Genomic DNA, 24,347 nt, shown 5'->3' on the forward strand with positions numbered 1-24,347 from the left:
AAGGTTTCTATATGTTTAAAATAATTGGTTTACTTAGAAATACAGCTTTTATGACAATCAGCTAAAAACGTCTGTAAATTACCCGTATCATGAAAAAACTAACCCTTTTTATCGTATTATTCTTTACGATAAGCAGCCTTACTGCCCAAATTTACGATCCCGTATCGTTTAAAACTACCGTTAAAGAAACCAGTAGTACCACTTATGAACTCAGTATTACCGCCCAAATTGAAAAGGGCTGGCATATGTATTCACAGAAAGTTCCGGCAAACGGACCGCTGCCAACAAGTTTTGCATTTGCGGGATCTAAGAATTACACAGCAAAAGGTACCGTAGCGGAACCAGACGGACACGAAGTTGATGATCCTGTATTTAATATGCGTATCAAATTCTTCGAAACTAAAGCTGTTTTTACCCAAAAAATAGAAAGAAAAAATAACGACGCTTTTAAGGTTAAAGCTACGATAGAGTTTATGGTCTGCAACGATCAAAGCTGTTTACCGCCGAGTGAGAGGGAATTTGTTTTTGAGATCCCAAAAGGTACTGTTCAGGAAGAAACACCATCTGCAGCGGCAGAAAAAACAGACACAATCACAACAGTAAAATCAGATACCGTTACAGCAGCAGTTCCGTTAAAAACAGAAATGAAGAAAGACAGTCCGGCTGCGAAAGCAAATCCTTCCACAGAAGAACAAAACCTTTGGAGTGTATTTCTGTTAAGCTTTTTAGGAGGCTTGGCGGCTTTGCTGACACCTTGTGTTTTCCCGATGATTCCTATGACGGTGAGTTTTTTTACCAAACAAAGTAAAACCAGAGCTGCCGGAATCAGAAATGCTTTGTTTTACGGACTTTTTATTATCCTTATTTATGTGGCTTTAGGAACTCTGGTGACCACTATTTTTGGTGCTGATGCCCTCAATGCTTTAGCTACAAATGTAACTTTTAACCTTATTTTCTTTGTGCTGCTGGTAGTTTTTGCCATTTCGTTTTTGGGCGCTTTTGAAATCGTACTGCCAAGTTCGTGGCTGACCAAAGTCGACAATAACTCGCAAAAGTCCGGGTTTATAGGCATCTTTTTTATGGCTCTGGCACTGGCTGTTGTTTCTTTTTCATGTACCGGACCAATTGTAGGTACTTTATTGGTTCAGGCGGCAAGTCAGGGAGGAGTCGCACCAGTTATCGGAATGTTTGGATTTTCGCTTGCTATTGCACTGCCGTTTACCCTTTTTGCTGCTTTTCCGGGCTGGATGAATTCACTGCCTAAATCAGGAGGCTGGTTAAATTCAGTAAAAGTAGTTCTGGGCTTTTTAGAACTGGCTTTAGCTTTTAAATTTTTATCAAATGCGGATTTGGTTTTACAGTTACACTTATTAGAAAGAGAAGTATTTCTGGCCATTTGGATTGCTATTTTCTCTGTACTGGCTTTGTATTTATTGGGCAAAATCCAGTTATCGCATGATTCACCTGTAACTCATTTATCTGTGGGGAGGCTGAGTTTAGGAATTGTGGTGCTGGCCTTTGTAGTATATATGATACCGGGACTCTGGGGCGCTCCGTTACAATACATCAGCGGGTTTCCGCCGGCAAAACAATACAGCGAATCACCAAATGGTTTTGGAAATACGGCTAACGTTAACAGTGTAAAAACAGCCTTACCGGAAGGAGCGGAAGAAGGTCCAAACGGAATCACGGTTTTTCGGGATTATGATTTAGGTCTGGAGTACGCCAAAAAAGTTAATAAACCCGTAATGCTGGATTTTACCGGATTTGCCTGCGTAAACTGCCGTAAAATGGAAGAACGTGTCTGGCCCGATCCTCAGGTTTTAACACAGTTAAACAAAGATGTAATTGTAATTTCATTATATGTTGATGATAAAAGGCCGCTCGCAGAAGAGGAACAGGTGATTTCAGAAATTACAGGAAAAAAATTAAAATATACTGGACAAAAATGGAGTGAATTTCAAATCCTGAAATACAAAACCAATGCCCAGCCGTATTATGTTTTAATCGATCATAAAGGCGAAAATCTGAATCAGCCCACTGCTTATAATCCGGATATTTTATTTTACAATAACTGGTTAAAAGAAGGAATTCAAAATTTCAGTAAACAGTAAAAATGTAGTTTTCACGCAGATTTAAAATGATTTAAGCAGATAAAGCAGATTTAATTAAATCAGCTAAATCAGCCAAATCTGCGGGAGAATTTAATAAAACTTTTTTCAGTAATAAAAAACTATCCTGACAGCTTTCGGGACCAGGTGTTTAAAAAGCAAAAACAGAAAAAACAAAAAACAAATGAAAATATTTCAATCCAAATACCTGCTTTTAACCCTTTTATTAGGATTAAAAAGTACAGCGCAGTTTTCGACTGCGATTCCGCTGAGCCCTAAGGTAGCTTCGGGAAAACTAAAAAACGGCATGAAGTATTATGTACTTCATAATGAATGGCCGAAAGATCGTGTAAGCTTTTATTTTGCTCAAAATGTAGGCGCTATTCTGGAGAATGACGATCAAAACGGATTAGCGCATTTTTTGGAACATATGGCTTTTAACGGAACACAAAATTTTGAAGGAAAAGGCATTATTGATATGCTTGAGAAAAAGGGAGTTCGTTTTGGTGCCGATATTAATGCCTATACCGCACAGGACCAGACCGTTTATAATTTAAGCAATGTTCCGGCAGCCGATGAAAAACTGGTTGATTCCTGTTTGCTGGCTCTGCATGACTGGTCCGGGTTTCTTTTACTAAAAGATGCCGAAATTGATGCCGAACGGGGTGTAATCAGAGAAGAATGGCGTACCCGTCGTGATTCTGATTTCAGGCTGCGTCTGGAAACTGATAAAACGCTTTACAAGGGTTCTAAATACGCTAAGCGAGATGTAATAGGTGATTTGAATATCATCAATACTTTTGATTATCAGGTGCTCAGGGATTATTACAAAAAGTGGTACAGACCCGATTTACAGGCGGTTATTGTAGTAGGCGATGTAGATGTAAAAGCAGTTGAGCAAAAAATAATCAAACTTTTTTCGACCATCGAAATGCCTAAGAACCCGGCAGAACGTTATTATGTTTCGGTTCCTGAGAATAAAGGAATGGAGTATGTTCTGGCAAAAGATAAGGAAGCACAGGAAACCGCCATTGTATTGTATTATAAAAAGGATTTTGATAAAGTAAAAAATGAAGCGGTTATCAGAAAAAATCTTATTGATAATTTGTGTGCCGATATGTTGAACAGACGTTACCAGGAATTTATCCAGAACAACGAAACTTCTGTCTTAAAAATGGCATCCGGCCCTTCAGAAGTATCCCGATTAACGGACTCTTACAGTATGTATGTGGTTCCTAAAAACAATAAAACAGCGGCAGGTTTTAAAGAATTGATGACAGAAACGGAGAGGGCAGTGCGTTACGGATTTACTCAAAAAGAACTCGATCGTACTAAAGAAGCTCTTTTAAGCTATTATGAAAACCTGCTTCAGAATAAAGACAAAATCAATAGTGATGAACTGGCCGAAGAACTGGTAAATTATTTCCTGAAAGCAGATCCGTTTGAAAGCACCGAAAAAAAGTATGAAAACATAAAAAGACGTTTGTCCGGCATAACACTTTCTGAAATTAATCAGGCGGTAAAAAAACTACAGACAGCTGATAATATGGTTTTAACGGTTACAGGTCCGGATAAAAGTGATGTGGTTTACCCGTCAAATGAAGATTATATCAGTATTATGGCAGCTGTTAAAAAAATGCCATTGGAAAAATACAAGGAAACCAATACCGATGAGCCTCTGATTCAGGCAGAATTAAAAGGATCTAAAGTAACTAGAGAGACCGTTGTTGAGGGAATTGCAGGTGCCAAAAATTATGTTTTGGGCAATGGTGCCAAAGTGGTACTGTACCCAACGACACTGGCAAAGGATGAAGTTTTATTTTCGGCTTTTAGTATGGGAGGAAGTTCTCTGGTAAAAACGGAGGATATTCCGTCTTCACAAATTGCAGTAAGTTTAGTAGAAAGTTCAGGTTTAGGAAGTTTTAAAAACACGGATTTAAAAGATAAACTAAACGGAAAAATTGCCAGTCTGAAACCTTATATCACAGAACTTACAGAAGGATTTAAAGGTTCGGCTAACCAAAAAGATTTTGAAACGTTACTGCAATTGCTGTATTTGTATTTCGAACAGCCAAGATTTGATAAAGAGGCTTATTCGAGAATGCTGACCGGATTTACGAATGCACTGGAAAATGCAGCCAATACAAACCCTAAAGTTTTTCAGGACACCATTTCGCAGTTAAACTCCAATCACAATAAAAGAGTGCCGCTGCTTAATGAAGATTTTATTAAACAATTAAGTTTTGAAAGAGCGTCTGAAATTTACAAAGAGAGAATTCAGAATGCAGCTGATTTTACGTTTGTCTTTACAGGAAATCTTCCGGACAATGCCCTTGCTTTGATTGAAAAATACATTGGTAGTATTTCTTCTGATACCAATAAAAAAGAATCTTTTAAAGATAATCACATTGATCCGGCCGATGGGATTTCGAAACAAGTACTCCTGCGTGACATGAACGTGCCGAAAGCGAGTGTATATATCCGTTTTGTAAAACCATTTCCATACACTTATAAAAACGTCTTTACACTGCACATTCTTTCAGAATTGTTATCAAAAAAATACCTGGACTTAATTCGTGAAGAAGAGGGTGGAAGCTATGGAGTTCATGTTTCATCAGGGGTAAGCCGGCTTCCTTCTGATGAATATACTATGAATATCAGCTTTGACAGTGATCCTGAAAAGGAGGAGAAACTAACTAAAATTGTATACGAACAGATTGAGTTAATGCAGAAAAAGGAAGTTAAAGAAGAAGATGTCCAGTCTGTAAAAAACACCGTTTTAAAATCAAGAGCTGAGAAAGTACTAACGAATAGTTTCTGGCTTAGTAACCTGAACAATATGCTTTTAAATAATGAAGATTTTAAAGATGATGCTTTTTACCGTAAAACTTTAAATGAAATTACTCCGGCAGATATAAAGGCTTTTGCAAAACAGTTTTTTGCTAACCCTAAAACGGTTGAAGTAATCATGAAATCAAAAACTCAGACTGCTGTTCAGTATTAGAAGGAAAGGCTGTAACTGACCAGTCTGTTAAAAAGAATACACAACAAAAAGGTTTTTCATTAATTTTTATTTTGAAATATTTGAATTAGTAAGCTTGTATGTCAATTGAAAAACCTAAAAGAGCTGTTTTTGCCAACAGCTCTTTTTTTGTTTTTTATAATCCTGTACTTTTGAATAAAAAAATAAATAACCAATGAAAACAGCTGATTTAACTAAATTTATTACAATTACATTACTGGCTTTGTTTATTACAGGCTGCAGTGTACACAGTTCATCTCCTTCTTCGGGTTCCGGAAAAGTTCCTCCGGGACAGGCTAAGAAAATGTCCAGAAGTAAAAGCGCTAAAGCATATGCTCCCGGCCAGCAGAAAAAGAGATAATTACTGCACTATATAAACCGTAACTAAGCTGCGGTTTTTTTTATGTCTTTTAGATCCCCCCATATCGCAGTGAAGATCCCAGAATAAGCATGGTGACACCAATGAGAGTAACTGTAATAATTAATACGGCCATCTTTTTTAAATTAAACTGACTGAGATTGGGAATAACAAAAAACTGGGCCGTAAGGGCACAGATAATCGTCAGGAACAACAGTACCAGTTTAGCTGAAACTACTTTTTCAAAACTTCCGGAAAAGCTGAACCAGGTATCGATCGTAACTCCGAAATCGTAAGCCATCCAGATTCCGGACAGCACCAGTACAATAAGAGCCGACATACCCAGGGATTCAAATTTTCTTTCGAAGTTTAAAATGATACCCGGATCTTTTTTTCGTAAAGCAGCCGGCAGAAAAACAATACAAAGTGTCAGATGTCCGCCAACCCAGATGGAAGCAGCCAGCAGATGAAGTATTAAAATAAAATGATGCAGTGTCATGTTTGTATTTTTTAGCTGTAATTAAATGCAGTAAGGCGGTTATTCCCTAAAAACGACTTTTATTGGAGAAGCCGGAATGTCTTCCGGTTGTAAAAAGGTTTTCGAAGAAGATAACCTGCCAACAGTGGGCACATTGTTCATGAAACGCTGTATATAATAAGTTCCCTGATAATTTTGTTTTTCGAGATAACGCAGCATTTCTGTAAAACAGGATTTTGAAATAAGTGCTGAATGAAGTGTAGTCCGTACTTCAAAAGGAATGGAGGAATTCATTAAAAGGGAAAGACTTTCTTCAAATTCAGCAAATAAATCAGACTTTGTGATGGAGCCAAAGTCTATTGGAAGGCTTTTAAAATCGAGAGCGGTATAATCAATGAGCTTTTCTTTTATCAGTTTTTGGAGGACAGCCGGTTTTGAACCGTTGGTATCTATTTTGACTAAAAAGCCCAGTTTTTTTATTTCCCTGATAAAGGGAATAATATTTCGGTGCAGGGTACATTCGCCGCCGCTTAGGACTACTCCGTCCAGTAAGCCGGTTCTGGATCTCAGAAACCGGAGAGCGGTTTCAAAACCAATCTTTCCTTTTCCCAAAACAATATCGGGATTATAACAATACAAACACCGCATATTACAGCCCGCAAACCACACAATGCAGGCTGCTCTATCCGGGTAGTCTAATAAAGTAAAAGGGGTTATGCTGTAAATTGCTTTATTAGACCGTTGTTTCTTTAAAATGAGTTCGCTGCTGGTGTTCGCCTTTTTTTCCAATATTAAAACTTTCTACAGGCCTGTGATAGCCCATTACTCTTGTATACACTAAACATTTGCTTCTTCTTGCATTTAATTTTTCGGGAATTTCAGTAGACTGTGTTTTCATATTGCATTTCTTTTGGGTTATTTTCATTAAGTAAAATTTCGTCGCATTTGGGGCAGTATTCATGTTCACCGTTCAGATAACCGTGCACGGGACAAATACTAAAAACGGGTGTAACGGTTATGTAGGGCAGTTTAAAACTGGTAAGTACTTTTTTAACGAAGTTCTTGCAGGCTTTGGGACTGCTTATTTTTTCTCTCATATACAAATGCAGTACTGTACCTCCGGTATATTTGCACTGCAGTTCATCCTGAAGCAGTAAAGCCTCAAACGGATCTTCGGTATGGTCAACCGGAATCTGTGAACTGTTGGTATAATAAATGTTTTCGCCATGTCCGGCCTGCATAATTTCAGGAAAACGTTTTTTATCTTCTTTGGCAAAACGATACGTGGTTCCTTCTGCCGGAGTGGCTTCGAGATTGTAAAGGTTTCCGGTTTCGGCCTGGAATTCCCTCATTCGGGTACGGATATAGTCCAGAATTTCGTTGGCAAAATGAATTCCGGAACTGGTCGTAATATCCTGTTTTCCATCTGTAAAATTGAGTACCATTTCGTTCATACCGTTAACACCAATGGTCGAAAAGTGGTTTCTGAAATGTGACAGATAACGCTGTGTATACGGATACAAACCACGATCGTACATTTTCTGGATAAAAGCTCTTTTTTTCTCCAGAGTCGATTTGGCAATTTCCAGCAGTGAATCCAGATGCTGAAACAGACTTAAAATATTCCCTTTATACAAATAGCCCAAACGTGCCATGTTAATCGTTACCACCCCAATACTTCCTGTCATTTCGGCACTTCCAAAAAGACCATTACCGCGTTTTAGCAGTTCACGAAGATCGAGCTGTAGCCTGCAGCACATGCTTCGTACGGCATTGGGTTTATAAGCATCGGGATTCTCGACTTTATTTCCGTTTTCATCCAGTATATACTGGCTGCCTATAAAATTCTGAAAATAAGAAGAACCAATTTTAGACGTGTTTTCAAAAAGCAAATCGACGTTTTCGCCTTCCCAGTCAAAATCTTCCGTAATATTTACGGTTGGGATTGGAAAAGTAAAAGGCTGGCCGTTGGTATCTCCTTCGGTCATAATCGTATAATAGGCTTTGTTGATCAGGTTCATTTCGGCCTGAAAATGGGTATACTTTAAATCCGTCAGGTTACTGACCCCTCTTTTTCCTGCTTTGTAAAGCAGTTCGGGATCTTCTGTATATAAAAATAAATGTTCGTTATTTCGGGTAGGAATCTGTTCTTTAAGATCAGCAGGAACTACCCAGTCCAGTGTAATATTGGTAAAAGGCGATTGTCCCCATCTTGCCGGGACATTCAGGTTATACACAAAACTTCGAATGGCTTTAAGGACCTGCTCGTACGAAAGCTGGTCTTTAAAAACATAAGGAGCCAGATACGTATCAAAAGAACTAAAAGCCTGAGCACCCGCCCATTCGCTCTGAAGAATGCCCAGGAAATTAGCCATTTGCCCCAAAGCTTCCCTAAAATGAGAAGGAGGCCTGCTTTCCACACGTCCACGTACACCGTTAAAGCCCTCATTTAGTAGCACGCGAAGACTCCATCCGGCACAATAACCCGTTAGACAGTCCAGGTCATGAATATGTATGTCGCCGTTGCGGTGGGCAGTGCCTTCTTCTTTATTGTAAATTTTATCGAGCCAGTAATTAGCAATCACTTTTCCGGCGGTATTGCTTACCAGTCCTGCATTTGAATAGGAGGTATTGGCATTGGCATTAATACGCCAGTCAGACTGGTTAATGTATTCTTCTACAGTTTGTGTACTGTCGACATAGGTTGTATCATCATTTAAACCATTAATATGTTCTCGCTGTAGTTTTCGGGTCTGGCGATGGATAATAAACGAACGCAGGGTCTTGAAGTACCCGTTTTCAAAGAGCACCCGTTCAATAAGGTCCTGAATTTCTTCTACCGACCATGAATATTTAGATTCAAGTCCGGTCAGAACAATTTTAAGAATTTTTTTATCCATCGGCAGATTGACACTTTTGAAAGCTTTCTGGATGGCATCCTGAATTTTGTAAGCTTCAAAAGGTTTGTAATCCCCGTTTCTTTTGATCACATATTTTTCCATGGGAGTTGTATTTAAGGCACTTTTTCGAAATCTTTTTCCAGTAAAATGGCTTTTGGAAAAAGGATGTTGTTTTCCATATGGATGTGTTTGTGCAGGTTAATTTCGAAATCTTCCAGCATGGCAAACGCGGCTCTGTAAGTATTGCAGGCTTCAGTATGCGGTACATAACCATTGGTCAAAGCGGCTATTTTTCTAAAACGCTGTCCTTCGGTATTGTGTTCTTCTTTTAGAATTACAACCTGATTTTCGATACTGCCAAAAGGAGGTGTTTCGAGGTACAGCCCTTTATGGTGTGCCCTTTTCATCTGGATTATAAACGGAAAAAGTACTCTTTCTTCCATTTCCATATGTTCTTCCAGGTCTATAGAAGAGGCTTTGAAAATTTTATATATTTCGTACAGCTCCGGGAATGTTTCGCCGTGAACGTTACATAGTTTGTGTAAATATTCGAGTAATACAGGTGTTTTTTCTTTAATGTAACGGTGATGTGTTTTAATTATATAATCGGTAAGCAGGTCTAAAGGCCATGATTTATAATCAAAGGACTGATTGGCGGTCTGGGTTCTGGCTATTTCCAGTTTATCAATTAACACCGCTTCTGGAATGTCTCTTTTTTTGCAGACTTCTTCTATCGTTCGATGTCCTTTACAGCAAAAATCAATGTTGTATTTTGTAAATATTGCTGCGGTTCTGAAATCATTTGCTGCGATTTCGCCAATGGTAGATTTACTTGTAATTTTCATAGTGGTAAATTGAAATTAGTATTGGTTTACATTAAAAAACAGGTGTATTTTCTCTTTTGCAGTGTTTTATAATAATTAAGGCGGTAGTCAGCATATTTGAAAATTCAATAAAAGGAATTGTAATTTGTTCTCTTTCAATCAGGTTTTCGGCAGCATTTTTCAGCGTTTTTATTTTTTGTATAGTCATATCGGCATCACGTTCTGCACTGGCATAGAAAAAAGTAACCAGTTTCTGCAGTTCGGTTTTTAAGATCAGAAAAGCGCCGTAATCTTTCTGACTGGCCGTATTGGGAAACTTGGGCACCATTATTTTAGAGGAAAAAGTAAAGGCGGCTATTGTCTTGTCAATATTCTCTGAGGCCTGATGAGCAAAAACAAGTGCTTCAAGCAGTGAATTGGAAGCCAGACGGTTTTTTCCGTGTAATCCGGTTCGTGCACATTCGCCTATGGCATATAAATTTTTAATAGTGGTAGCCCCGTTTTTGTCCACCTTTATTCCACCGCACTGATAGTGTGCTGCCGGAACAATAGGCAGCAGGTCCTTTTCTGGAAACAAGCCCATTGCATTACAATGTGCAGCGATAGACGGGAATTTTTTATATAAATCAGCCTGGTCTAAATGACGACAGTCTAAATACATATGTGTTTTGTGTTGTTTCTGCATTTCACGGCTTATTGCCTGCGAGACAATATCGCGGGTCGCCAGTTCGCCTCTGGCATCATATTTAAAAAGAAACCTTTTTCCGTCCTGATTTATAATATGGGCACCAAATCCGCGGACCGCTTCTGAAATAAGAAAAAGTCGGTTTTTCTTTCCTGTAAACAAAGCTGTAGGATGAAACTGAATGTACTGCATATCTTCCATTTCTACGCCGGCACGGGCTGCAATTGCAATTCCGTCTCCTGTGGCAATTTCGGGATTGGTAGTATTTTCAAAAAGCTGTCCGCAGCCGCCGGTACTTAAAACAATACTTCGGGCACGGATGTATTTTACCTGGCGGGAAGTTTTGGTATAGAAGAAAGCTCCGGAACAAACGGTTTTGTTGTTTTTTATTTCGGTATTCAGGTCAATGATCTGATGGTTTTCCAGCAGTTCAACATTGGGCATGCTCTGGATAATTTCGAGCAGCCGTTTTTCAATTTCAGAACCCGAGTGGTCTTTATGATGCAGGATACGGTGCTGAGAGTGGCCGCCTTCCAGACCTAAATCCCATTTTCCGTCCTGTTTTTTGTCGAATTCAGTACCTATTTCAATAAGTTCTTTTAATCGTTCAGGAGCCTGTTCGATCACCATTTTTACAATATCCTCATCGCAGAAACCATCACCGGATTTGAGAGTATCTTTGATGTGCTGGTCAAAACTGTCTTTTATCTGATTGGTTACCACTGCAATTCCGCCTTGTGCCAGTTGTGTATTGGTGTTTTTGGCGGTTTCTTTGGTCATGATCACGATCGATAAATCGGGACGTTTTCTGGCAGTTTTCATGGCAAAAAATAAGCCCGAAATACCGGAACCTACTATGAGTATATCTGTTTTAAGCATGTTTTTAATTTTAAGGTTTAAGACAATTCCAGCATTTTTTCAATGGGTTTAAGGGCTTCCAGTCTCAGCGGTTCATTTATCATAATTTCCGGACTTTCATTTTTAAGGCACCCATAGAGCTTTTCGAGTGTATTGATCTTCATAAAAGCACATTCGCTGCAGGCACAGGTATTGTCTTCTGTGGAAGGAGCCGGAATAAGCGTTTTTTGCGGAACTAATTTTGACAATTCATGCAGTATTCCGGCTTCTGTAGCCACAATGAAAACGGCAGCAGGATCCGTTTTAATAAAATTGATAATGCCCGAAGTTGAACCAATATAATGAGCTGCTTTTAAGATATGACTTTCAGATTCGGGATGTGCCGCAATTTTGGCAGCTGGATTTTTATTGTAAATATCGATCAGCTTCTCTAAAGAAAAGGCTTCATGTACGATACAGGATCCTTGCCATAAAACCAGTTCACGCTGTGTTTCCCTGCTCAGGTAATGTCCCAGGTTTTGGTCAGGGGCAAAGATGATTTCTTTGTCGGCTGGTATAGATTCTATGATTTTTTTGGCATTAGAGGAAGTACAAACCAGATCGCTCATGGCTTTTATTTCGGCAGAGCAGTTAATGTAGGTTACGACGACATGATCAGGGTGTTTTTCTTTAAATGCTCTGAAATCGGCTGGCTGACAACCATCGGCAAGAGAGCAGCCGGCACTAAAATCCGGTAGCACCACTTTTTTGCCGGGGTTTAAGATTTTGGCCGTTTCAGCCATAAAATGAACACCGGCAAAAACAATAAGATCGGCATCCGTATTTTGCGCTTTTTTTGATAGTTCAAGACTGTCGCCTATAAAATCTGCTATTTCCTGAATGGCTTCGTTTTGATAATAATGAGCCAGGATGACTGCATTTTTCTCCTGTTTCAGACGCATGATTTCCTGTATCAAAAAGTTTTTGTCCATTTTATATACTCTGGTTTTCTCTTCAGAAATACTTTAAAAAGTAATGCCGGGAAGATTTGTGGTTTTTAATTAAATTTTGTTTTTTGAAATGTCGTAATGACATATAATTTTAATAGGGTAAATATATTATCATCAATTTTTTCAAATTATGATTTTAATCATGCTGCCTTATTTTTATTTTTTATATCATTCATTCACTCTCCAAACCTTTTTTAGTCCGGTTTTAATGAAAATTAAAGAGAAGGTTGACAAAAGCATTTCTTCCCATTCTGGGAATTTTATTCCAGTCTGAAAAAGTCGTGTAATATTTATCAAAAATGTTCTCGATTCCTGTTTGAATCTGAATTGTGTTTTTATCCCAATTGAAAACATATCCGGCATTGATATTGAAAATTAAATAATCAGCCGTTCTGGTCTGGCCGTAGGTTTCGGCAGGTTCGTTTTGAGTGAGGTTTCCCAGTGCCAGAATTCCGGCATTGAATTTCTCTTTTTTAAAATCGATTCCGGCATTATACCGCAGCGGACTTATAAAAGGAAGATTATTTCCGTCATTATCTTTTCCAAGACTGTAAATAAGCTGTGTTTTTAATTTCCAGTTTTGCGAAAGTGTATAGTCCAGAGTAAGGTCTGAATTAAAAATAACGGCATAATCTAATGCGTCATAGATCTTGATTCCGGAAGCCCCAATAGTCATGGGCAGTACATCAGGATTTATTTTTCCAATGATATAATCGTTAATATGAAAGTACGAAGCAGTAATTTTGGAATGCAGATGGTTTGTTTTAAAACCTATAAACATATTGCCTTCAATAGCTTTTTCATTCTTTAAATTCGGACTGCCTATATAATCATACAAATCGCTGCTGTTGTACAGATAAAATCCGTAACCTTCGGAGACAGAGGGAGCCCTTTCGGCATATGCCAGACCAAAACCATACTGCAGTTTACGACTGTTCTTATTGTAATTTCCCGAAAGACTTTTTAGAAAGCGGTTTTGTGAAGCCTTCATTTCAGGATAAAAAATCCGAAGACTTTCCAATCCGGAATCACTGGCTGCGTTGTTAGAATGAACACCCAGATTCGTACTTATTCTTATGCTGCTTTCTGCAGAAATTTTAATGTTATCTTCTAAAGACAATCCATTATAAAAAGTTCTTACATCCGGCCACGTATACATAAACATTAAATTTTCATCAGGATCATCAGGATACATCGTCATTTCGGCAACTGATTTATTATAAAAAGAATTCAGATCTGCCAGGAATTCATGGGTCTTAAATTTTCCTTTTATTCTGGAATAAAATCCGTAAGTATCAGACCAGCCGGGCATATCCATATGAACAGGAACCGAAGGTCTTTTGGTATCATCCATTTTATGGGTAATGGTATTGAAATACGCTTTTGTTTCCCAGTTTGTAATTATATCCCAATCCGGATTGTAGTGGTAACTCAGTGACATTATTTTGGCTTCGGCCAGGGAAACGTCCATAGGTAGGGCAGGGTAGCCAACATCTGTTGCTTTATCATAAATTACCGAAGCTTCAAACCGTTTTTTCTGATTTAGAAAATATCCTGCTGAGGCCGAAATATTGTATTTGGTGAATTGCGAGAAGCTGATTTCTTTATGGTTCCCGGCTTTGTAATTATCGGCATCACGATGCATCAAATCAATACGGCTGTAGAATTTGGAATTGCTGTAACCTAATGAGCCGCCATAGATTTTCTGCTGGTTATTGGTTTCATAACCGGAAGTTAAACTCCCGTTCCAGCCGTTTTCTTTGTTGCTGTAAACATTTCGTTTTAGATCTACAGAGCCTCCAATTGCGGCACCATGACAGCTTGCCTGCTGGCCGGATGCTACATTGGCTTCAGATAAATTCGAAACTTCAACATAAGACGTTACCGGATCCATTTTGTCTGTACAGGCACCAAAAATGCGCATACCGTCTATGGTTATTACGGTCCGTTCTGTAGACATATTATTAATCAGAGGTTCCCAGGCATAAGCACCACGTTTAATCATATTTATTCTGGATGATTTCTGCAGATAATCTTCGATAGAGGTTAACGATTTTGATTGTTTTTGAGATAAAGCTGTTTTTTTACCAATAACAATAATTTCGTTAAGATTAACAGTTTCAGTGCTGTCTGTTTGCTTTTCCTGTGCCCAGCATATAGTTGAAACAACAGTTAAAATAACTGCGATTGTATTTTTCATTTTAAGATAATTTAGAAGAAAGAGACAATTGATTCTGCCTCTTTCCTGTTCGTATGAATCTTAGAATTCAATTTCAAAGTACAGACTGCTTGCCGGATTTTCGGTTGTGACCGTTTCGCCTTTCAATACCTCATTTTCGGCATTTAAAAGCTGCAGGTTAATTTTCCAGTAGCCGGTCATTGTCAGCGAAAGTTTTCCTTTATAAAAACCATTTGTTTCAGACTGGATTAAATCGGAGTTGTTTGGTGAACCATGATTTCCCATACCCGGCATTCTTGGATCTGTTTTTATTTTGAAATTGTTTACAGGTGAAAAAGTCATCATATCCTGCATTTTATAAACGGCTGCCGTCATATCGTTTTGTGCTACTTTTGGCGTTTCAGGTTCGATATAAGCAATCACATAACGAGCACCGTCAGATCCGGTAAATGAACTTACGGTTTGCTTTTTGGCAGCAGAAACTTTGATTTTATCTTTTGCCGTGTATGAAACGTTGTTAACTGTATAATTGAGAGTTAGTTCCCAGTATTCATCGGTATTTCCTGCCATTTGAAAAATAATATCACCAGAGTACAGTGTTTGTTTATCTGAAACTTTTGTTATATCAGTCTTAGGACAGGAATGCTGCATCATGGTCATGTGCATAACAGGAGTCCAGTCAATTTTCGCGTCTTTAATATAAGTTCCCTCTTTTTTGTCTTTTATTCTAAGGGTGATGGAATTGTATCCCTGAACTAAACTGTCTTTTTTACCATACAATTCGATAGTATGAGTATCATTTGTTATTTCCTGAATTTTTGTGAGTCCGATGGTTTCGTCTGTAGAAATTTCGGGGGCAGCAGCGTCATCAGATGAGCAGGAAAAGCCAGTTAAGGTCAATAATAAGAATGCTGTGTATTTTAAGATTTTCATGTGATAGTAATTTAAATATGGATAATAGTATTCCTGCCGAATTACTTCGGAAGAGAAAAAATGCCTTAAAAACTAACAGCTGAAAATAGGGGGACGAAATAGCAGACAGGTATCTAAATGTGCATATAGATTTTGGTATTCTGACGGTATTCTTAAGATAGGTTTATTGGTTTTTTCGAAATTGAAAACCGGAACAGCTACCATGAATAAAACTACTGTTTCTACATTTTCACTCTTTTTTTCATTTGAAACCGGCACATCATTTTTGCAGGCTTTTGCCAGTTCTTTTTTCAAGTGGCATTTTCCATTACATTCCAGTTCCGGCTTTGATTTGTTTTCACATAATTCTGATGTTATATACTGATAATGCAGCATGTAATCCAAAAATGGAAATGCGGGTCTGAACATAACAGAAAGGAGGAATATGTAAACACAAAATTTCATACTTGTATTTTGAGATTACGAAAGTATCATGAAGATTTTTTGCGCAGTATGATTACAGTCATACTTTAAGAAAAACAAGTTTTTGAATTTTGATCAAGTTTAACAAATTAAAAAACAGAATAATGAACAAATTATTTTTAGTAACAATGTTTGGTCTTTTCTTATTCGTTTCGTGCGGAAAAGAAAAATCAAATGCAGATCAGGATTTTTCGATTCCTGCTGCTGCGGAAAAAACAGCTGATGCGGAGTCATATGACCCCAACAGAGGGCTTGGTAAATACTCAAATGTAGAACTGGGAGCTTCTTTGGACAAGGCCATGGCCGAAAAAGGCTTAAAAGTGGCAGAGGTTAAATGTACATCCTGTCATAAACCAACAGATGAAAAACTGGTTGGTCCCGGCTGGAAAGGGGTTACAGAAAGAAGAACACCACAATGGATCATGAATTTTATCACGAATCCTGATCCAATGATTGACAAAGACCCGGAACTGCAGGCACAGCTGGAGTTGTGCATGATCCGTATGCCTAATCAGGGATTAACCGATGATGAAGCCAGAAGCGTACTGGAATATATGCGCCAGAACGACGGTGTAAAATAAAAGCCAAGTTAATAAATTCTAAACGAGAGTATTATGAAGAATAAATTTTTAAAATCGATTTTTGCCATTACTTTAGGATGCGCCTTTTTTGTTTCCTGCAAACCTAAAGACTCAGGTGATACTGTTGATGGTGATGCGGCACAGAAAACGTATGTTGCCCCTGGAAAATATGATGAATATTACAATTTCGTATCTGGCGGTTTCAGCGGTCAGGTAAGTGTTTACGGACTGCCAAGCGGAAGACTGTTGAGAGTAATGCCCGTTTTCTCGCAGGATCCGCAGAGTGGTTATGGTTACAGTGAAGAAACAAAAGCGATGCTGAATACGTCTAAAGGTTATGTGCCGTGGGATGACCAGCATCACTTAGATTTATCGCAGACCAATGGTGAAGTAGACGGACGCTGGATTTTTGCAAATGCCAATAATACGCCGAGAATTGCACGTATTGATTTAAAAACATTCAGAACAGCCGAAATTATTGAACTTCCAAACTGCGGAGGAAATCATTCTTCGCCTTTTATCACACAAAATACAGAGTATGTTGTAGGAGCAAGCCGTTTTAGCGTTCCAGCAGATAATGATAATGGCGATGTACCGATTAATACCTACAAGAAAAACTTTAAAGGGTATCTTAGTTTTGTAAAAGTTGGAAAAGAAGGCGAACTGGATCTGGCATTTCAAATCGCAGCTCCCGGTGTGAACTTCGATCTCAGCCACCCGGGAAAAAAAGCTTCACACGGCTGGTTCTTTTTCTCCTGCTATAATACAGAGCAGGCCAATACTTTGCTGGAGGTTAATGCTTCTAAAAATGATAAGGATTTTATCATGGCTGTAAACTGGAAAAAAGCAGAGGAATATATTAAAGCCGGAAAAGGAAAACGTGTTCCTGCCAATTATGTCCACAATAAATTTGACGAGAAAACACAAACAGCTACGTCTGAAACTAAAAAAGAAGTTTTAGTACTTGACGCGGCAGAGCTCAAAGATATTTGTTATATGATTCCGTGTCCAAAATCGCCTCATGGCTGTGATATTGATCCTACAGGGGAATATTTTATAGGAAGTGGAAAACTGGCCGCATTAATTCCGGTATTTAGTTTTACAAAATTACAGGATGCTATAGCCAAAAAACAATTTGACGGTTCCTATGCAGGAATTCCGGTGGTGAAATATGAAGCAGCACTTTACGGTGAAGTTCAAAAACCGGGTCTGGGACCTTTGCACACAGAATTTGACGGGAAAGGAAATGCTTATACAACGATGTTTGTATCTTCTGAAGTTGTTAAATGGAATATCAAAGACTTAAAAGTTCTGGACAGAAAACCAACGTACTATTCGCCGGGACACTTAATGATTCCAGGCGGAAATACCGAAAAGCCTTTTGGAAAATATATGGTAGTATATAATAAAATTACAAAAGACCGTTTCCTTCCAACCGGACCAGAATTGGCTCAAAGCGCCCAGCTGTTTGATATCAGCGGAGATAAAATGAAACTTTTACTGGATTTCCCAACTATTGGAGAACCGCATTATGCACAAGGTATTCCGGCAGAAAAAGTGATTAACAACGGTCAGTTGAAATTCTATAAAATAACAGATAATCATCATGCTTATGCGGCAAAGGGAGAAAAAGAAACGAAAGTGGTGAGAGAAGGCAAAAAAGTTCATGTGTATATGACTTGCATCAGATCTCACTTTGCTCCTGATAATATCGAAGGAATACAGGTAGGTGATGAGGTATTTTTTCACATAACGAACTTAGAACAGGATTGGGATGTTCCGCACGGATTTGCCATTAAAGGAGCCAATACAGCTGAACTGCTGATTATGCCAGGTGAAACATTGACACTTAAATGGATTCCGCAGAACAAAGGAATATTCCCATTCTATTGTACCGATTTCTGTAGTGCACTGCATCAGGAAATGCAGGGATATGTGAGGGTTTCTCCGGCTGGAAGCAATGTTCCGCTTTCCTATAGTGTTGGTACCAATTTACCAAAAGAATAGTTAGTAACCTCTAAAGGGAACAAAGTATTCTTTGTTCCCTTTCTATTTAGAATTATCATGAGAAATAATACACTTTCAATCCTTTCTAAGGTTTTAGTTTTTGTATCGGGTATGTTATTTATTGCATCCATTTTTGTACCCGTCTGGAAAATAGAACTCACTGCACCACAATATCCTGAAGGGCTGGTCTTAAAACTTCATTCTGATAAAATCGCAGGTGATGTTGATATTATTAACGGCCTTAATCATTATATAGGAATGAAAACGCTGCATACCAAAGATTTTGCCGAGTTTAAGATACTGCCTTATATTTTGGGATTGTTTGGTCTGACAGCGGCATGCCTTGCATTTTTTGCTAAACGAAAAGCCCTGAATATTTTCTTCCTTTCTTTTGTTTTTTTTGGTGTAATTGCGGCTTCAGATTTTTACAGATGGAATTATCAGTATGGGCATAATTTAGATCCTAATGCGGCTATTCGTGTTCCGGGTATGGCATACCAGCCTCCCTTATTAGGCTACAAACAGTTGTTGAATTTTGGTGCTTATTCCGTTCCCGACGCTGGCGGATGGATGCTTATCGGAGCCGGAATTTTACTTTTTATTGCTGTTGTAAAGGAAAGTAAATCAGCTTTGAAACGAAACAATTTTTTTAGCATCCTGATGATTTCTGTTTTTCTTTTTTCCTGTTCAGGAGATAAACCTGTTCCTATTAAAATTAATACGGACAGCTGTGATTTCTGCAAAATGGGAATCAGCGACGGAAAACACGGAGCAGAGATTATTACGCAAAAAGGACGTATTTATAAATTTGATGATATCGCCTGTATGGCCCGCTACTGCAAGGAAAACAGTGAGCTGAAAATCAAATCCTATTATATACATGATTTTACAAAACAAAATGAACTGATCCCGGCTGAGAAAGCTTTTTATATAACAGGAGGAAAGATTAAAAGTCCTATGAATGGTAATACGGCGGCATTTTCAAATAAAAGTGAAGCAAAAGCGTATGAAGTAAAATTGGGTGCAGACGAAATTGATTTTACCGCTATTCTGGACAATTGATTTCTGAATAATAAATCTATTTATACTTAACAACATGAAATTACTTTTTAGTCTTTTTTTCTTTCTGTATTTTTTCTCTCTTCATTCTAAAACAATAGAAGTTGGACAGCATAACACTATTAAAACAATAAAAAAAGCAATAGAATGTGCTTTACCGGGTGATACGATTTTGGTGAGTAAAGGCTGGTACAGAGAAGGAAATATACTTGTAGATAAAAGAATATCCCTGTTTGGAAAGGATTTCCCAGTAGTGGACGGAGAACTAAAGTATGAAGTAGTTTCTATTAAAGCAGACAGTGTTGTTTTTTCCGGATTTAAAGTTATTAATTCGGGTTATGCCTCACTAAATGATCCCTGCGGTATTAAGGTTTACAATAAAACCGGAGTTACGATCCAAAACAATATTCTGGAAAATAATTTTTTTGGGATTTATATTCAGAAAGGAACAAATTGTATTATAAAGAATAATACGGTAAAGGCTTTTCAGAAGCAGGAACAGCGCATTGGTAATGGGATTCACTGCTGGAAAAGCGAAGAAATGCAGATTATCGGGAATACAATTTCGGGACACCGTGATGGTATTTATTTTGAATTTGTTTCTAATTCGGTTATCTGGAGGAACATTTCCAAAGCCAATATTCGGTACGGACTTCATTTTATGTTTTCTAATGATGATGCTTATATTTCTAATGTTTTTAAAAATAATGGAGCAGGAGTAGCCGTAATGTTTACGAAAAATGTAAAAATGTTCAATAATTATTTTGAAGAAAACTGGGGAGACGCGTCCTATGGATTATTGCTGAAAGAAATAACAGACAGTTATATTTCAGGGAATAAATTTATTCGCAATACCTCGGGAATTTATATGGAAGGAACCAGCAGAGTACTGCTCTCACGAAATATATTCAAAGATAACGGCTGGGGAATGAAGATTCAGGCCAGCTGCATGGATAATCAGATTACATTTAATAATTTTCTTGCGAATACCTTTGATATCAGTACAAACGGAAGTTTGGTCCTGAATCATTTCAGTAATAATTACTGGGATAAATATGAAGGCTATGATTTAAATAAAGACGGAATAGGGGATGTACCTTTTCATCCGCTGAGTCTTTTTGCAGTCCTAACTGAAAATACCCCTTCTGCGATGCTTTTATTCAGGAGTTTTATGATTACGCTTCTGGATAAATCAGAAAAGATTCTGCCAAGTATTACTCCGGATAATTTTGTAGACAATACTCCTCAAATGAAATCTCTTATTTTATGATAATTATAAAAAATATAGCTAAAACCTTTGGAAAATTTCAGGTGCTAAAAGAAGTGAACCTGGAATTCAGCGCAGGTGAATGTATTGCGTTAATAGGTCCTAACGGCTGCGGAAAAACAACGTTAATAAAATCAGTTTTAGGAATGGTACTGCCGGATAAAGGTGATATTTTGTTTAAAGAGGAATCTGTGCTAAACAAATTTGAATACAGGAATAATATTGGTTATATGCCTCAAATAGGACGCTATCCGGACAACATGACGATCGGACAGATTATCGACATGATCAAACAGATTAGAAACTCTGGGGCAGCTCCTGATGAAGATTTGATAAAGGCTTTTAAACTCGATAAAATGAAAGACAAGCAAATGCGTACGCTTTCCGGCGGAACAACCCAAAAGGTAAGTGCGGCACTGGCTTTTCTTTTTGATCCTGATGTTTTGATCCTGGATGAACCAACTGCAGGACTCGATCCGCTGGCCTCTGAAATTTTGAAGGAAAAGATCATTAAAGAAAAGAATAAGGGAAAACTAATTCTGATTACCTCTCATTTACTAAGTGAACTTGATGATATGATTACACAGATTATTTTTATGCAGGATGGAAAAGTTCATTTTCATAAAACGATAAAAGATCTTCTGGAATCAACGTCAGAACTTAAAATATCAAAAGCAATTGCTAAAATTTTAAAAGAAAAACAACATGAGCAGGATCATTAAAATTGTTTTACTGGATATTCTTAAAAATAAAATTCTTGTAAGTTACGCTTTAATTTTAGCCTTACTTTCCTGGGGATCTTTTGGACTTGAGGACAATTCTGCAAAGGGCCTTTTAACGATTCTAAATGTAATTTTATTTACGGTTCCTTTGGTCTCTATACTTTTTTCGACTATTTATATGTACAACAGTTCTGAGTTTATAGAACTTTTGTTAAGTCAGCCTGTTAAAAGAAGGAAAATCTGGTTGAGTTTGTTTACAGGTCTTTCGACGGCTATGGTTCTGGCCTTTCTTTTTGGGGCGGGAATTCCGCTTTTGATTAATGTACCGGACACAGCAGGGCTTATGATGTTATTATCAGGATGTTTAATTTCGGTTGTTTTTGTATCTCTGGCATTTTTAAGTTCTATTTTGACCCGGGACAAAGCTAAAGGAATTGGGACAGCTATTATATTCTGGCTCTATTTTGCCATATTGTTTGATGCAGTGGTACTTTTTCTGCTGTTTCAGTTTGCGGAATATCCCATAGAGCAGGTTATGGTAGGCATAACAGCTTTGAACCCTGTAGATTTGGCCCGAATTCAAATCTTAATGCATCTGGATCAGTCTGCACTGATGGGCTATACAGGAGCCGTTTTTAAAGATTTCTTCGGGACGTCTCTGGGGTTGGTCATTTCTTTACTGTTACTCCTTTTTTGGATTATAGTACCGTTTACAGTTTCGCTTAGAAAATTTGATACAAAAGATCTTTAGTATTTATTGTTTAGAAAGAGAAAAAACATGAAAACAGATATTAGAAATAAAGACGATATAGAAGTACTGGTAAATGCTTTTTATTTTAAAGTAAAAACAGATACAGAGATAGGTTATTTGTTTACCGAAGCGGCTGAGGTAAACTGGGAAAAACATCTTCCCGTTATGTATGATTTTTGGGATAATATTTTGTTTCATACCGGAAATTTTGAAGGAAATCCTATGGAAAAACACCGGTTGCTAAATGTAAAAAGTACCTTAACGGCAGCTCATTTTTTTCATTGGACCAGTTTATGGAAAAAAACAGTAGAAGAACTGTTTTGCGGTCCTAAAGCAGATGAAATAAAGATTAGAGCCGAGAATATTTCAAAGGCAATGATGAGTAACGTTGTTAAATAAAAAAGCGGGTACCGGCAGATACCCGCTTTTGCTTTACATGTTATAAAACTGAATTAATAATTTTGACTTAACCATGAAACAAAGAAAAGCAAACATTTTATAATCTTTTATGATTGAAATCATAGTTCGGTTGATCAATAGAATAATTTATGATCGATGATTTCAATTTTTTTGTTTTTATTCATTAATGATATTGTTCGTATAACTGTTTCTACACGCAGCCCGGTAAAATCAGCTATTTCCTGTCTGGTATACGGTATTTTTATTTTTTGGGCTGAACCAACATTTTGCTGCTTTTTTAAATTATCTAAAAAATACTGAATACGATATTCCGGTTTATGGTTGATTATATTTTTTGAGAAGACGATTTTGTTGTAAATTTTCCAGGCAAATAATTTTAAAAACCGGGTTTGTATATCCGGATTTTCTTCGAGTAGAGAGAAAAAACTTTTTTTTGAAAGCTTTAATAGTATGCAGTCAGTCTGGGCAATTGCAGAAGCAGGATAAGGCTGGCCAATAAACAGCGGTGGTTCTCCAAAACTGTTTCCTTCATTAAAGAGCCCAACAGTGAGGTCTTTTCCGTCTTCATTCGTGTAACTCATCTTTACAGTACCTTCCAGAATCTGATAAAAAAACAGCGGAGGATCCTCCTCATAAAATATGATGGCATTTTTGGGAACTTTTTTGGCTGCAGCTCCCCAGGTGTAAAGTAAATCAGTATCAATATTCATTTCTATCAATAATTAAGACATTAATAGATAAAAGAGATTCGACATCCAACAGGATATTGGATCTAAGCAAAGAAAGTAATTAGAAAGCAGACAAAACATGATAAATGTTAGGTTTACTAAAAATGAAAAAGCTGTCCATGTAGTAAATGAACAGCTTTTTAAAGATAGTGGTAAAGAAAATTATTGCAGTGCAAATCTTAATTTAAGTCCATAGGATACCAATCTTGCGTTACGTGCGAAATTGGAATCATAAACACTGTTGTATCCCAGTTCCACCGGAAGGTCGGCATTGTACTGGATCAGGTTTTTACCTTCTTTTTTATCATAGATGTTGTTTAACCCATAATCTAGGTAAAGACCTATGTAAATAGAATTTCTTTTTCCGATAACCTGTTTTAAACCTGTTTCAATGGTGGCGGAGTAGGAAACTTTAGTATCGAGATCCTGCTGATTCGTTTTAACATCATTTGTACTTGCAAAACCGGCAAAAGCAGGGTTGAATAACTCCACATTGTACTGAGGGTAATAGCCGCTGGTGGTCAGGTTTGAAATAGTCGCCTTATAATCTCCACTGGCAGCAAAACCAATTTTGGCTCCTGCTGCTATATAAAGTTTTGAGGTACCTGGTGTTTCAAACTGAATACCAACAGGGATATTGATATAGGACAGGTTTTGCTCTTCTCTGTAATTTAGAGCTTTATATCTAAACTGAAAAGATTCATTTTCGGCATCAACGGTATTGTATCTTCCGGAAAGTGAATTAAATTTTACATCAGAACTGTAGGTTTGGTATTCTACACCAAGTCCAATACTAAGCCCTTCATTTAAATAATAGGAATAACGAAGTCCGGCACTTACACCATTGCCTGGTACATAGTCGCCTGAATTGCTTGATTTAATGAATGAAAAAGGACCGCCGACTGAAATTGAAAACTCCTGTTTTTTATCCTGACCATAATTATCGAGACACGCCAAAAGCGCTGCAACCATAGCTAGTGATTTTATATATTTTTTCATCTTAAGTTATATTA

22 protein-coding genes are annotated in these 24,347 nt (G+C 37.6%); 10 read left to right on the forward strand and 12 right to left on the reverse strand.

The annotated features are described in order from the left end of the window. Positions 1–89: 89 nt before the first annotated feature. The 3 genes from ACODST_RS12155 to ACODST_RS12165 all read left to right on the forward strand — a co-directional run bounded on the left by ACODST_RS12155 (position 90) and on the right by ACODST_RS12165 (position 5,494). Positions 90–2,114, forward strand: a complete 2,025-nt coding sequence (locus tag ACODST_RS12155) for a protein-disulfide reductase DsbD family protein (protein WP_488932372.1) — start codon at positions 90–92, stop codon at positions 2,112–2,114. 181 nt (positions 2,115–2,295) lie between these two features. After that, a complete protein-coding gene (locus ACODST_RS12160; protein ID WP_488932373.1) occupies positions 2,296–5,115 on the forward strand; it encodes a M16 family metallopeptidase in 2,820 nt (939 codons plus the stop codon). A 193-nt stretch (positions 5,116–5,308) separates the two neighbouring features. Further along, positions 5,309–5,494, forward strand: coding sequence for a hypothetical protein (locus ACODST_RS12165; protein ID WP_488932374.1), 186 nt, complete (start codon positions 5,309–5,311; stop codon positions 5,492–5,494). A gap of 49 nt (positions 5,495–5,543) precedes the next feature. Here the strand turns inward: ACODST_RS12165 and ACODST_RS12170 are convergent, their stop codons facing one another. The 10 genes from ACODST_RS12170 to ACODST_RS12215 form a co-directional block, all read right to left on the reverse strand. Next, entirely contained in the window at positions 5,544–5,990 is a 447-nt protein-coding gene (locus tag ACODST_RS12170) for a copper resistance protein CopD (RefSeq protein ID WP_488932375.1), read from the reverse strand. 39 nt (positions 5,991–6,029) lie between these two features. Further along, the gene (locus ACODST_RS12175) at positions 6,030–6,758 is read right to left on the reverse strand and encodes an anaerobic ribonucleoside-triphosphate reductase activating protein (protein WP_488932376.1); all 729 of its coding nucleotides are present in this window, start codon (positions 6,756–6,758) and stop codon (positions 6,030–6,032) included. Further along, a complete protein-coding gene (gene nrdD, locus ACODST_RS12180; RefSeq protein ID WP_488932377.1) occupies positions 6,703–6,867 on the reverse strand; it encodes an anaerobic ribonucleoside-triphosphate reductase in 165 nt (54 codons plus the stop codon). Before nrdD ends, ACODST_RS12175 begins: the two co-directional genes overlap by 56 nt. Beyond that, positions 6,848–8,971 carry a ribonucleoside triphosphate reductase gene (locus tag ACODST_RS12185; protein WP_488932378.1) on the reverse strand — a complete coding sequence of 708 codons (2,124 nt, stop codon included), beginning with the start codon at positions 8,969–8,971 and terminating at the stop codon, positions 6,848–6,850. Before ACODST_RS12185 ends, nrdD begins: the two co-directional genes overlap by 20 nt. Before the next feature lie 11 nt (positions 8,972–8,982). Further along, positions 8,983–9,714 carry an iron-sulfur cluster repair di-iron protein gene (gene ric / locus ACODST_RS12190; protein WP_488932379.1) on the reverse strand — a complete coding sequence of 244 codons (732 nt, stop codon included), beginning with the start codon at positions 9,712–9,714 and terminating at the stop codon, positions 8,983–8,985. Positions 9,715–9,745: 31 nt separating this feature from the next. After that, positions 9,746–11,257 carry an L-aspartate oxidase gene (gene nadB / locus ACODST_RS12195; protein WP_488932380.1) on the reverse strand — a complete coding sequence of 504 codons (1,512 nt, stop codon included), beginning with the start codon at positions 11,255–11,257 and terminating at the stop codon, positions 9,746–9,748. A gap of 17 nt (positions 11,258–11,274) precedes the next feature. Continuing rightward, entirely contained in the window at positions 11,275–12,207 is a 933-nt protein-coding gene (gene nadA / locus ACODST_RS12200) for a quinolinate synthase NadA (protein ID WP_488932381.1), read from the reverse strand. 223 nt (positions 12,208–12,430) lie between these two features. After that, entirely contained in the window at positions 12,431–14,425 is a 1,995-nt protein-coding gene (locus ACODST_RS12205; RefSeq protein ID WP_488932382.1) for a TonB-dependent receptor plug domain-containing protein, read from the reverse strand. Positions 14,426–14,485: 60 nt separating this feature from the next. Continuing rightward, on the reverse strand, positions 14,486–15,337 hold the full coding sequence (locus tag ACODST_RS12210) for a hypothetical protein (protein WP_488932383.1): 852 nt from the start codon (positions 15,335–15,337) through the stop codon (positions 14,486–14,488). A 72-nt stretch (positions 15,338–15,409) separates the two neighbouring features. Further along, entirely contained in the window at positions 15,410–15,781 is a 372-nt protein-coding gene (locus ACODST_RS12215; RefSeq protein WP_488932384.1) for a hypothetical protein, read from the reverse strand. Positions 15,782–15,903: 122 nt separating this feature from the next. On the opposite strand from ACODST_RS12215, the gene ACODST_RS12220 reads away from it, so the two are divergent. Genes ACODST_RS12220 through ACODST_RS12250 form a run of 7 tightly spaced genes read left to right on the forward strand, consistent with a single transcriptional unit; the run spans position 15,904 to position 22,585 of the window. After that, positions 15,904–16,380 (forward strand): c-type cytochrome, encoded by a 477-nt coding sequence (locus ACODST_RS12220; protein WP_488932385.1) that lies wholly within the window; start codon positions 15,904–15,906, stop codon positions 16,378–16,380. Between the two features lie 33 nt (positions 16,381–16,413). Further along, positions 16,414–18,387, forward strand: a complete 1,974-nt coding sequence (gene nosZ, locus ACODST_RS12225; RefSeq protein WP_488932386.1) for a Sec-dependent nitrous-oxide reductase — start codon at positions 16,414–16,416, stop codon at positions 18,385–18,387. Positions 18,388–18,444: 57 nt separating this feature from the next. Next, a complete protein-coding gene (locus tag ACODST_RS12230) occupies positions 18,445–19,449 on the forward strand; it encodes a nitrous oxide reductase accessory protein NosL (RefSeq protein WP_488932387.1) in 1,005 nt (334 codons plus the stop codon). Positions 19,450–19,483: 34 nt separating this feature from the next. Further along, on the forward strand, positions 19,484–20,716 hold the full coding sequence (locus tag ACODST_RS12235) for a nitrous oxide reductase family maturation protein NosD (RefSeq protein WP_488932388.1): 1,233 nt from the start codon (positions 19,484–19,486) through the stop codon (positions 20,714–20,716). Continuing rightward, entirely contained in the window at positions 20,713–21,435 is a 723-nt protein-coding gene (locus tag ACODST_RS12240; protein WP_488932389.1) for an ABC transporter ATP-binding protein, read from the forward strand. Before ACODST_RS12235 ends, ACODST_RS12240 begins: the two co-directional genes overlap by 4 nt. Continuing rightward, on the forward strand, positions 21,419–22,186 hold the full coding sequence (locus tag ACODST_RS12245; protein ID WP_488932390.1) for an ABC transporter permease: 768 nt from the start codon (positions 21,419–21,421) through the stop codon (positions 22,184–22,186). Before ACODST_RS12240 ends, ACODST_RS12245 begins: the two co-directional genes overlap by 17 nt. A 27-nt stretch (positions 22,187–22,213) precedes the next feature. Continuing rightward, a complete protein-coding gene (locus ACODST_RS12250; RefSeq protein ID WP_488932391.1) occupies positions 22,214–22,585 on the forward strand; it encodes a group III truncated hemoglobin in 372 nt (123 codons plus the stop codon). Positions 22,586–22,719: 134 nt separating this feature from the next. On the opposite strand, the gene ACODST_RS12255 is transcribed toward ACODST_RS12250, so the two are convergent. Beyond that, positions 22,720–23,316: a Crp/Fnr family transcriptional regulator gene (locus ACODST_RS12255; RefSeq protein WP_488932392.1), complete on the reverse strand. Its 597-nt coding sequence runs from the start codon at positions 23,314–23,316 to the stop codon at positions 22,720–22,722. 180 nt (positions 23,317–23,496) lie between these two features. Beyond that, complete coding sequence (locus tag ACODST_RS12260; RefSeq protein WP_488932393.1) at positions 23,497–24,333, reverse strand: outer membrane beta-barrel protein; 837 nt, start codon at positions 24,331–24,333, stop codon at positions 23,497–23,499. Positions 24,334–24,347: the final 14 nt, after the last annotated feature.

The sequence above is a fragment of the Flavobacterium sp. FG19 genome (assembly GCF_057809475.1).

What these genes read in the sequence shown, in the direction of transcription:
- ACODST_RS12155 (WP_488932372.1), top strand. Translation starts at nt 90, where the DNA reads ATGAAAAAACTAACCCTTTTTATCGTATTATTCTTTACGATAAGCAGC.
- ACODST_RS12160 (WP_488932373.1), top strand. Translation starts at nt 2,296, where the DNA reads ATGAAAATATTTCAATCCAAATACCTGCTTTTAACCCTTTTATTAGGA.
- ACODST_RS12165 (WP_488932374.1), top strand. Translation starts at nt 5,309, where the DNA reads ATGAAAACAGCTGATTTAACTAAATTTATTACAATTACATTACTGGCT.
- ACODST_RS12170 (WP_488932375.1), bottom strand. Translation starts at nt 5,990, where the DNA reads ATGACACTGCATCATTTTATTTTAATACTTCATCTGCTGGCTGCTTCC.
- nrdD (WP_488932377.1), bottom strand. Translation starts at nt 6,867, where the DNA reads ATGAAAACACAGTCTACTGAAATTCCCGAAAAATTAAATGCAAGAAGA.
- ACODST_RS12185 (WP_488932378.1), bottom strand. Translation starts at nt 8,971, where the DNA reads ATGGAAAAATATGTGATCAAAAGAAACGGGGATTACAAACCTTTTGAA.
- ric (WP_488932379.1), bottom strand. Translation starts at nt 9,714, where the DNA reads ATGAAAATTACAAGTAAATCTACCATTGGCGAAATCGCAGCAAATGAT.
- nadB (WP_488932380.1), bottom strand. Translation starts at nt 11,257, where the DNA reads ATGCTTAAAACAGATATACTCATAGTAGGTTCCGGTATTTCGGGCTTA.
- nadA (WP_488932381.1), bottom strand. Translation starts at nt 12,207, where the DNA reads ATGGACAAAAACTTTTTGATACAGGAAATCATGCGTCTGAAACAGGAG.
- ACODST_RS12205 (WP_488932382.1), bottom strand. Translation starts at nt 14,425, where the DNA reads ATGAAAAATACAATCGCAGTTATTTTAACTGTTGTTTCAACTATATGC.
- ACODST_RS12210 (WP_488932383.1), bottom strand. Translation starts at nt 15,337, where the DNA reads ATGAAAATCTTAAAATACACAGCATTCTTATTATTGACCTTAACTGGC.
- ACODST_RS12215 (WP_488932384.1), bottom strand. Translation starts at nt 15,781, where the DNA reads ATGAAATTTTGTGTTTACATATTCCTCCTTTCTGTTATGTTCAGACCC.
- ACODST_RS12220 (WP_488932385.1), top strand. Translation starts at nt 15,904, where the DNA reads ATGAACAAATTATTTTTAGTAACAATGTTTGGTCTTTTCTTATTCGTT.
- nosZ (WP_488932386.1), top strand. Translation starts at nt 16,414, where the DNA reads ATGAAGAATAAATTTTTAAAATCGATTTTTGCCATTACTTTAGGATGC.
- ACODST_RS12230 (WP_488932387.1), top strand. Translation starts at nt 18,445, where the DNA reads ATGAGAAATAATACACTTTCAATCCTTTCTAAGGTTTTAGTTTTTGTA.
- ACODST_RS12235 (WP_488932388.1), top strand. Translation starts at nt 19,484, where the DNA reads ATGAAATTACTTTTTAGTCTTTTTTTCTTTCTGTATTTTTTCTCTCTT.
- ACODST_RS12240 (WP_488932389.1), top strand. Translation starts at nt 20,713, where the DNA reads ATGATAATTATAAAAAATATAGCTAAAACCTTTGGAAAATTTCAGGTG.
- ACODST_RS12245 (WP_488932390.1), top strand. Translation starts at nt 21,419, where the DNA reads ATGAGCAGGATCATTAAAATTGTTTTACTGGATATTCTTAAAAATAAA.
- ACODST_RS12250 (WP_488932391.1), top strand. Translation starts at nt 22,214, where the DNA reads ATGAAAACAGATATTAGAAATAAAGACGATATAGAAGTACTGGTAAAT.
- ACODST_RS12255 (WP_488932392.1), bottom strand. Translation starts at nt 23,316, where the DNA reads ATGAATATTGATACTGATTTACTTTACACCTGGGGAGCTGCAGCCAAA.
- ACODST_RS12260 (WP_488932393.1), bottom strand. Translation starts at nt 24,333, where the DNA reads ATGAAAAAATATATAAAATCACTAGCTATGGTTGCAGCGCTTTTGGCG.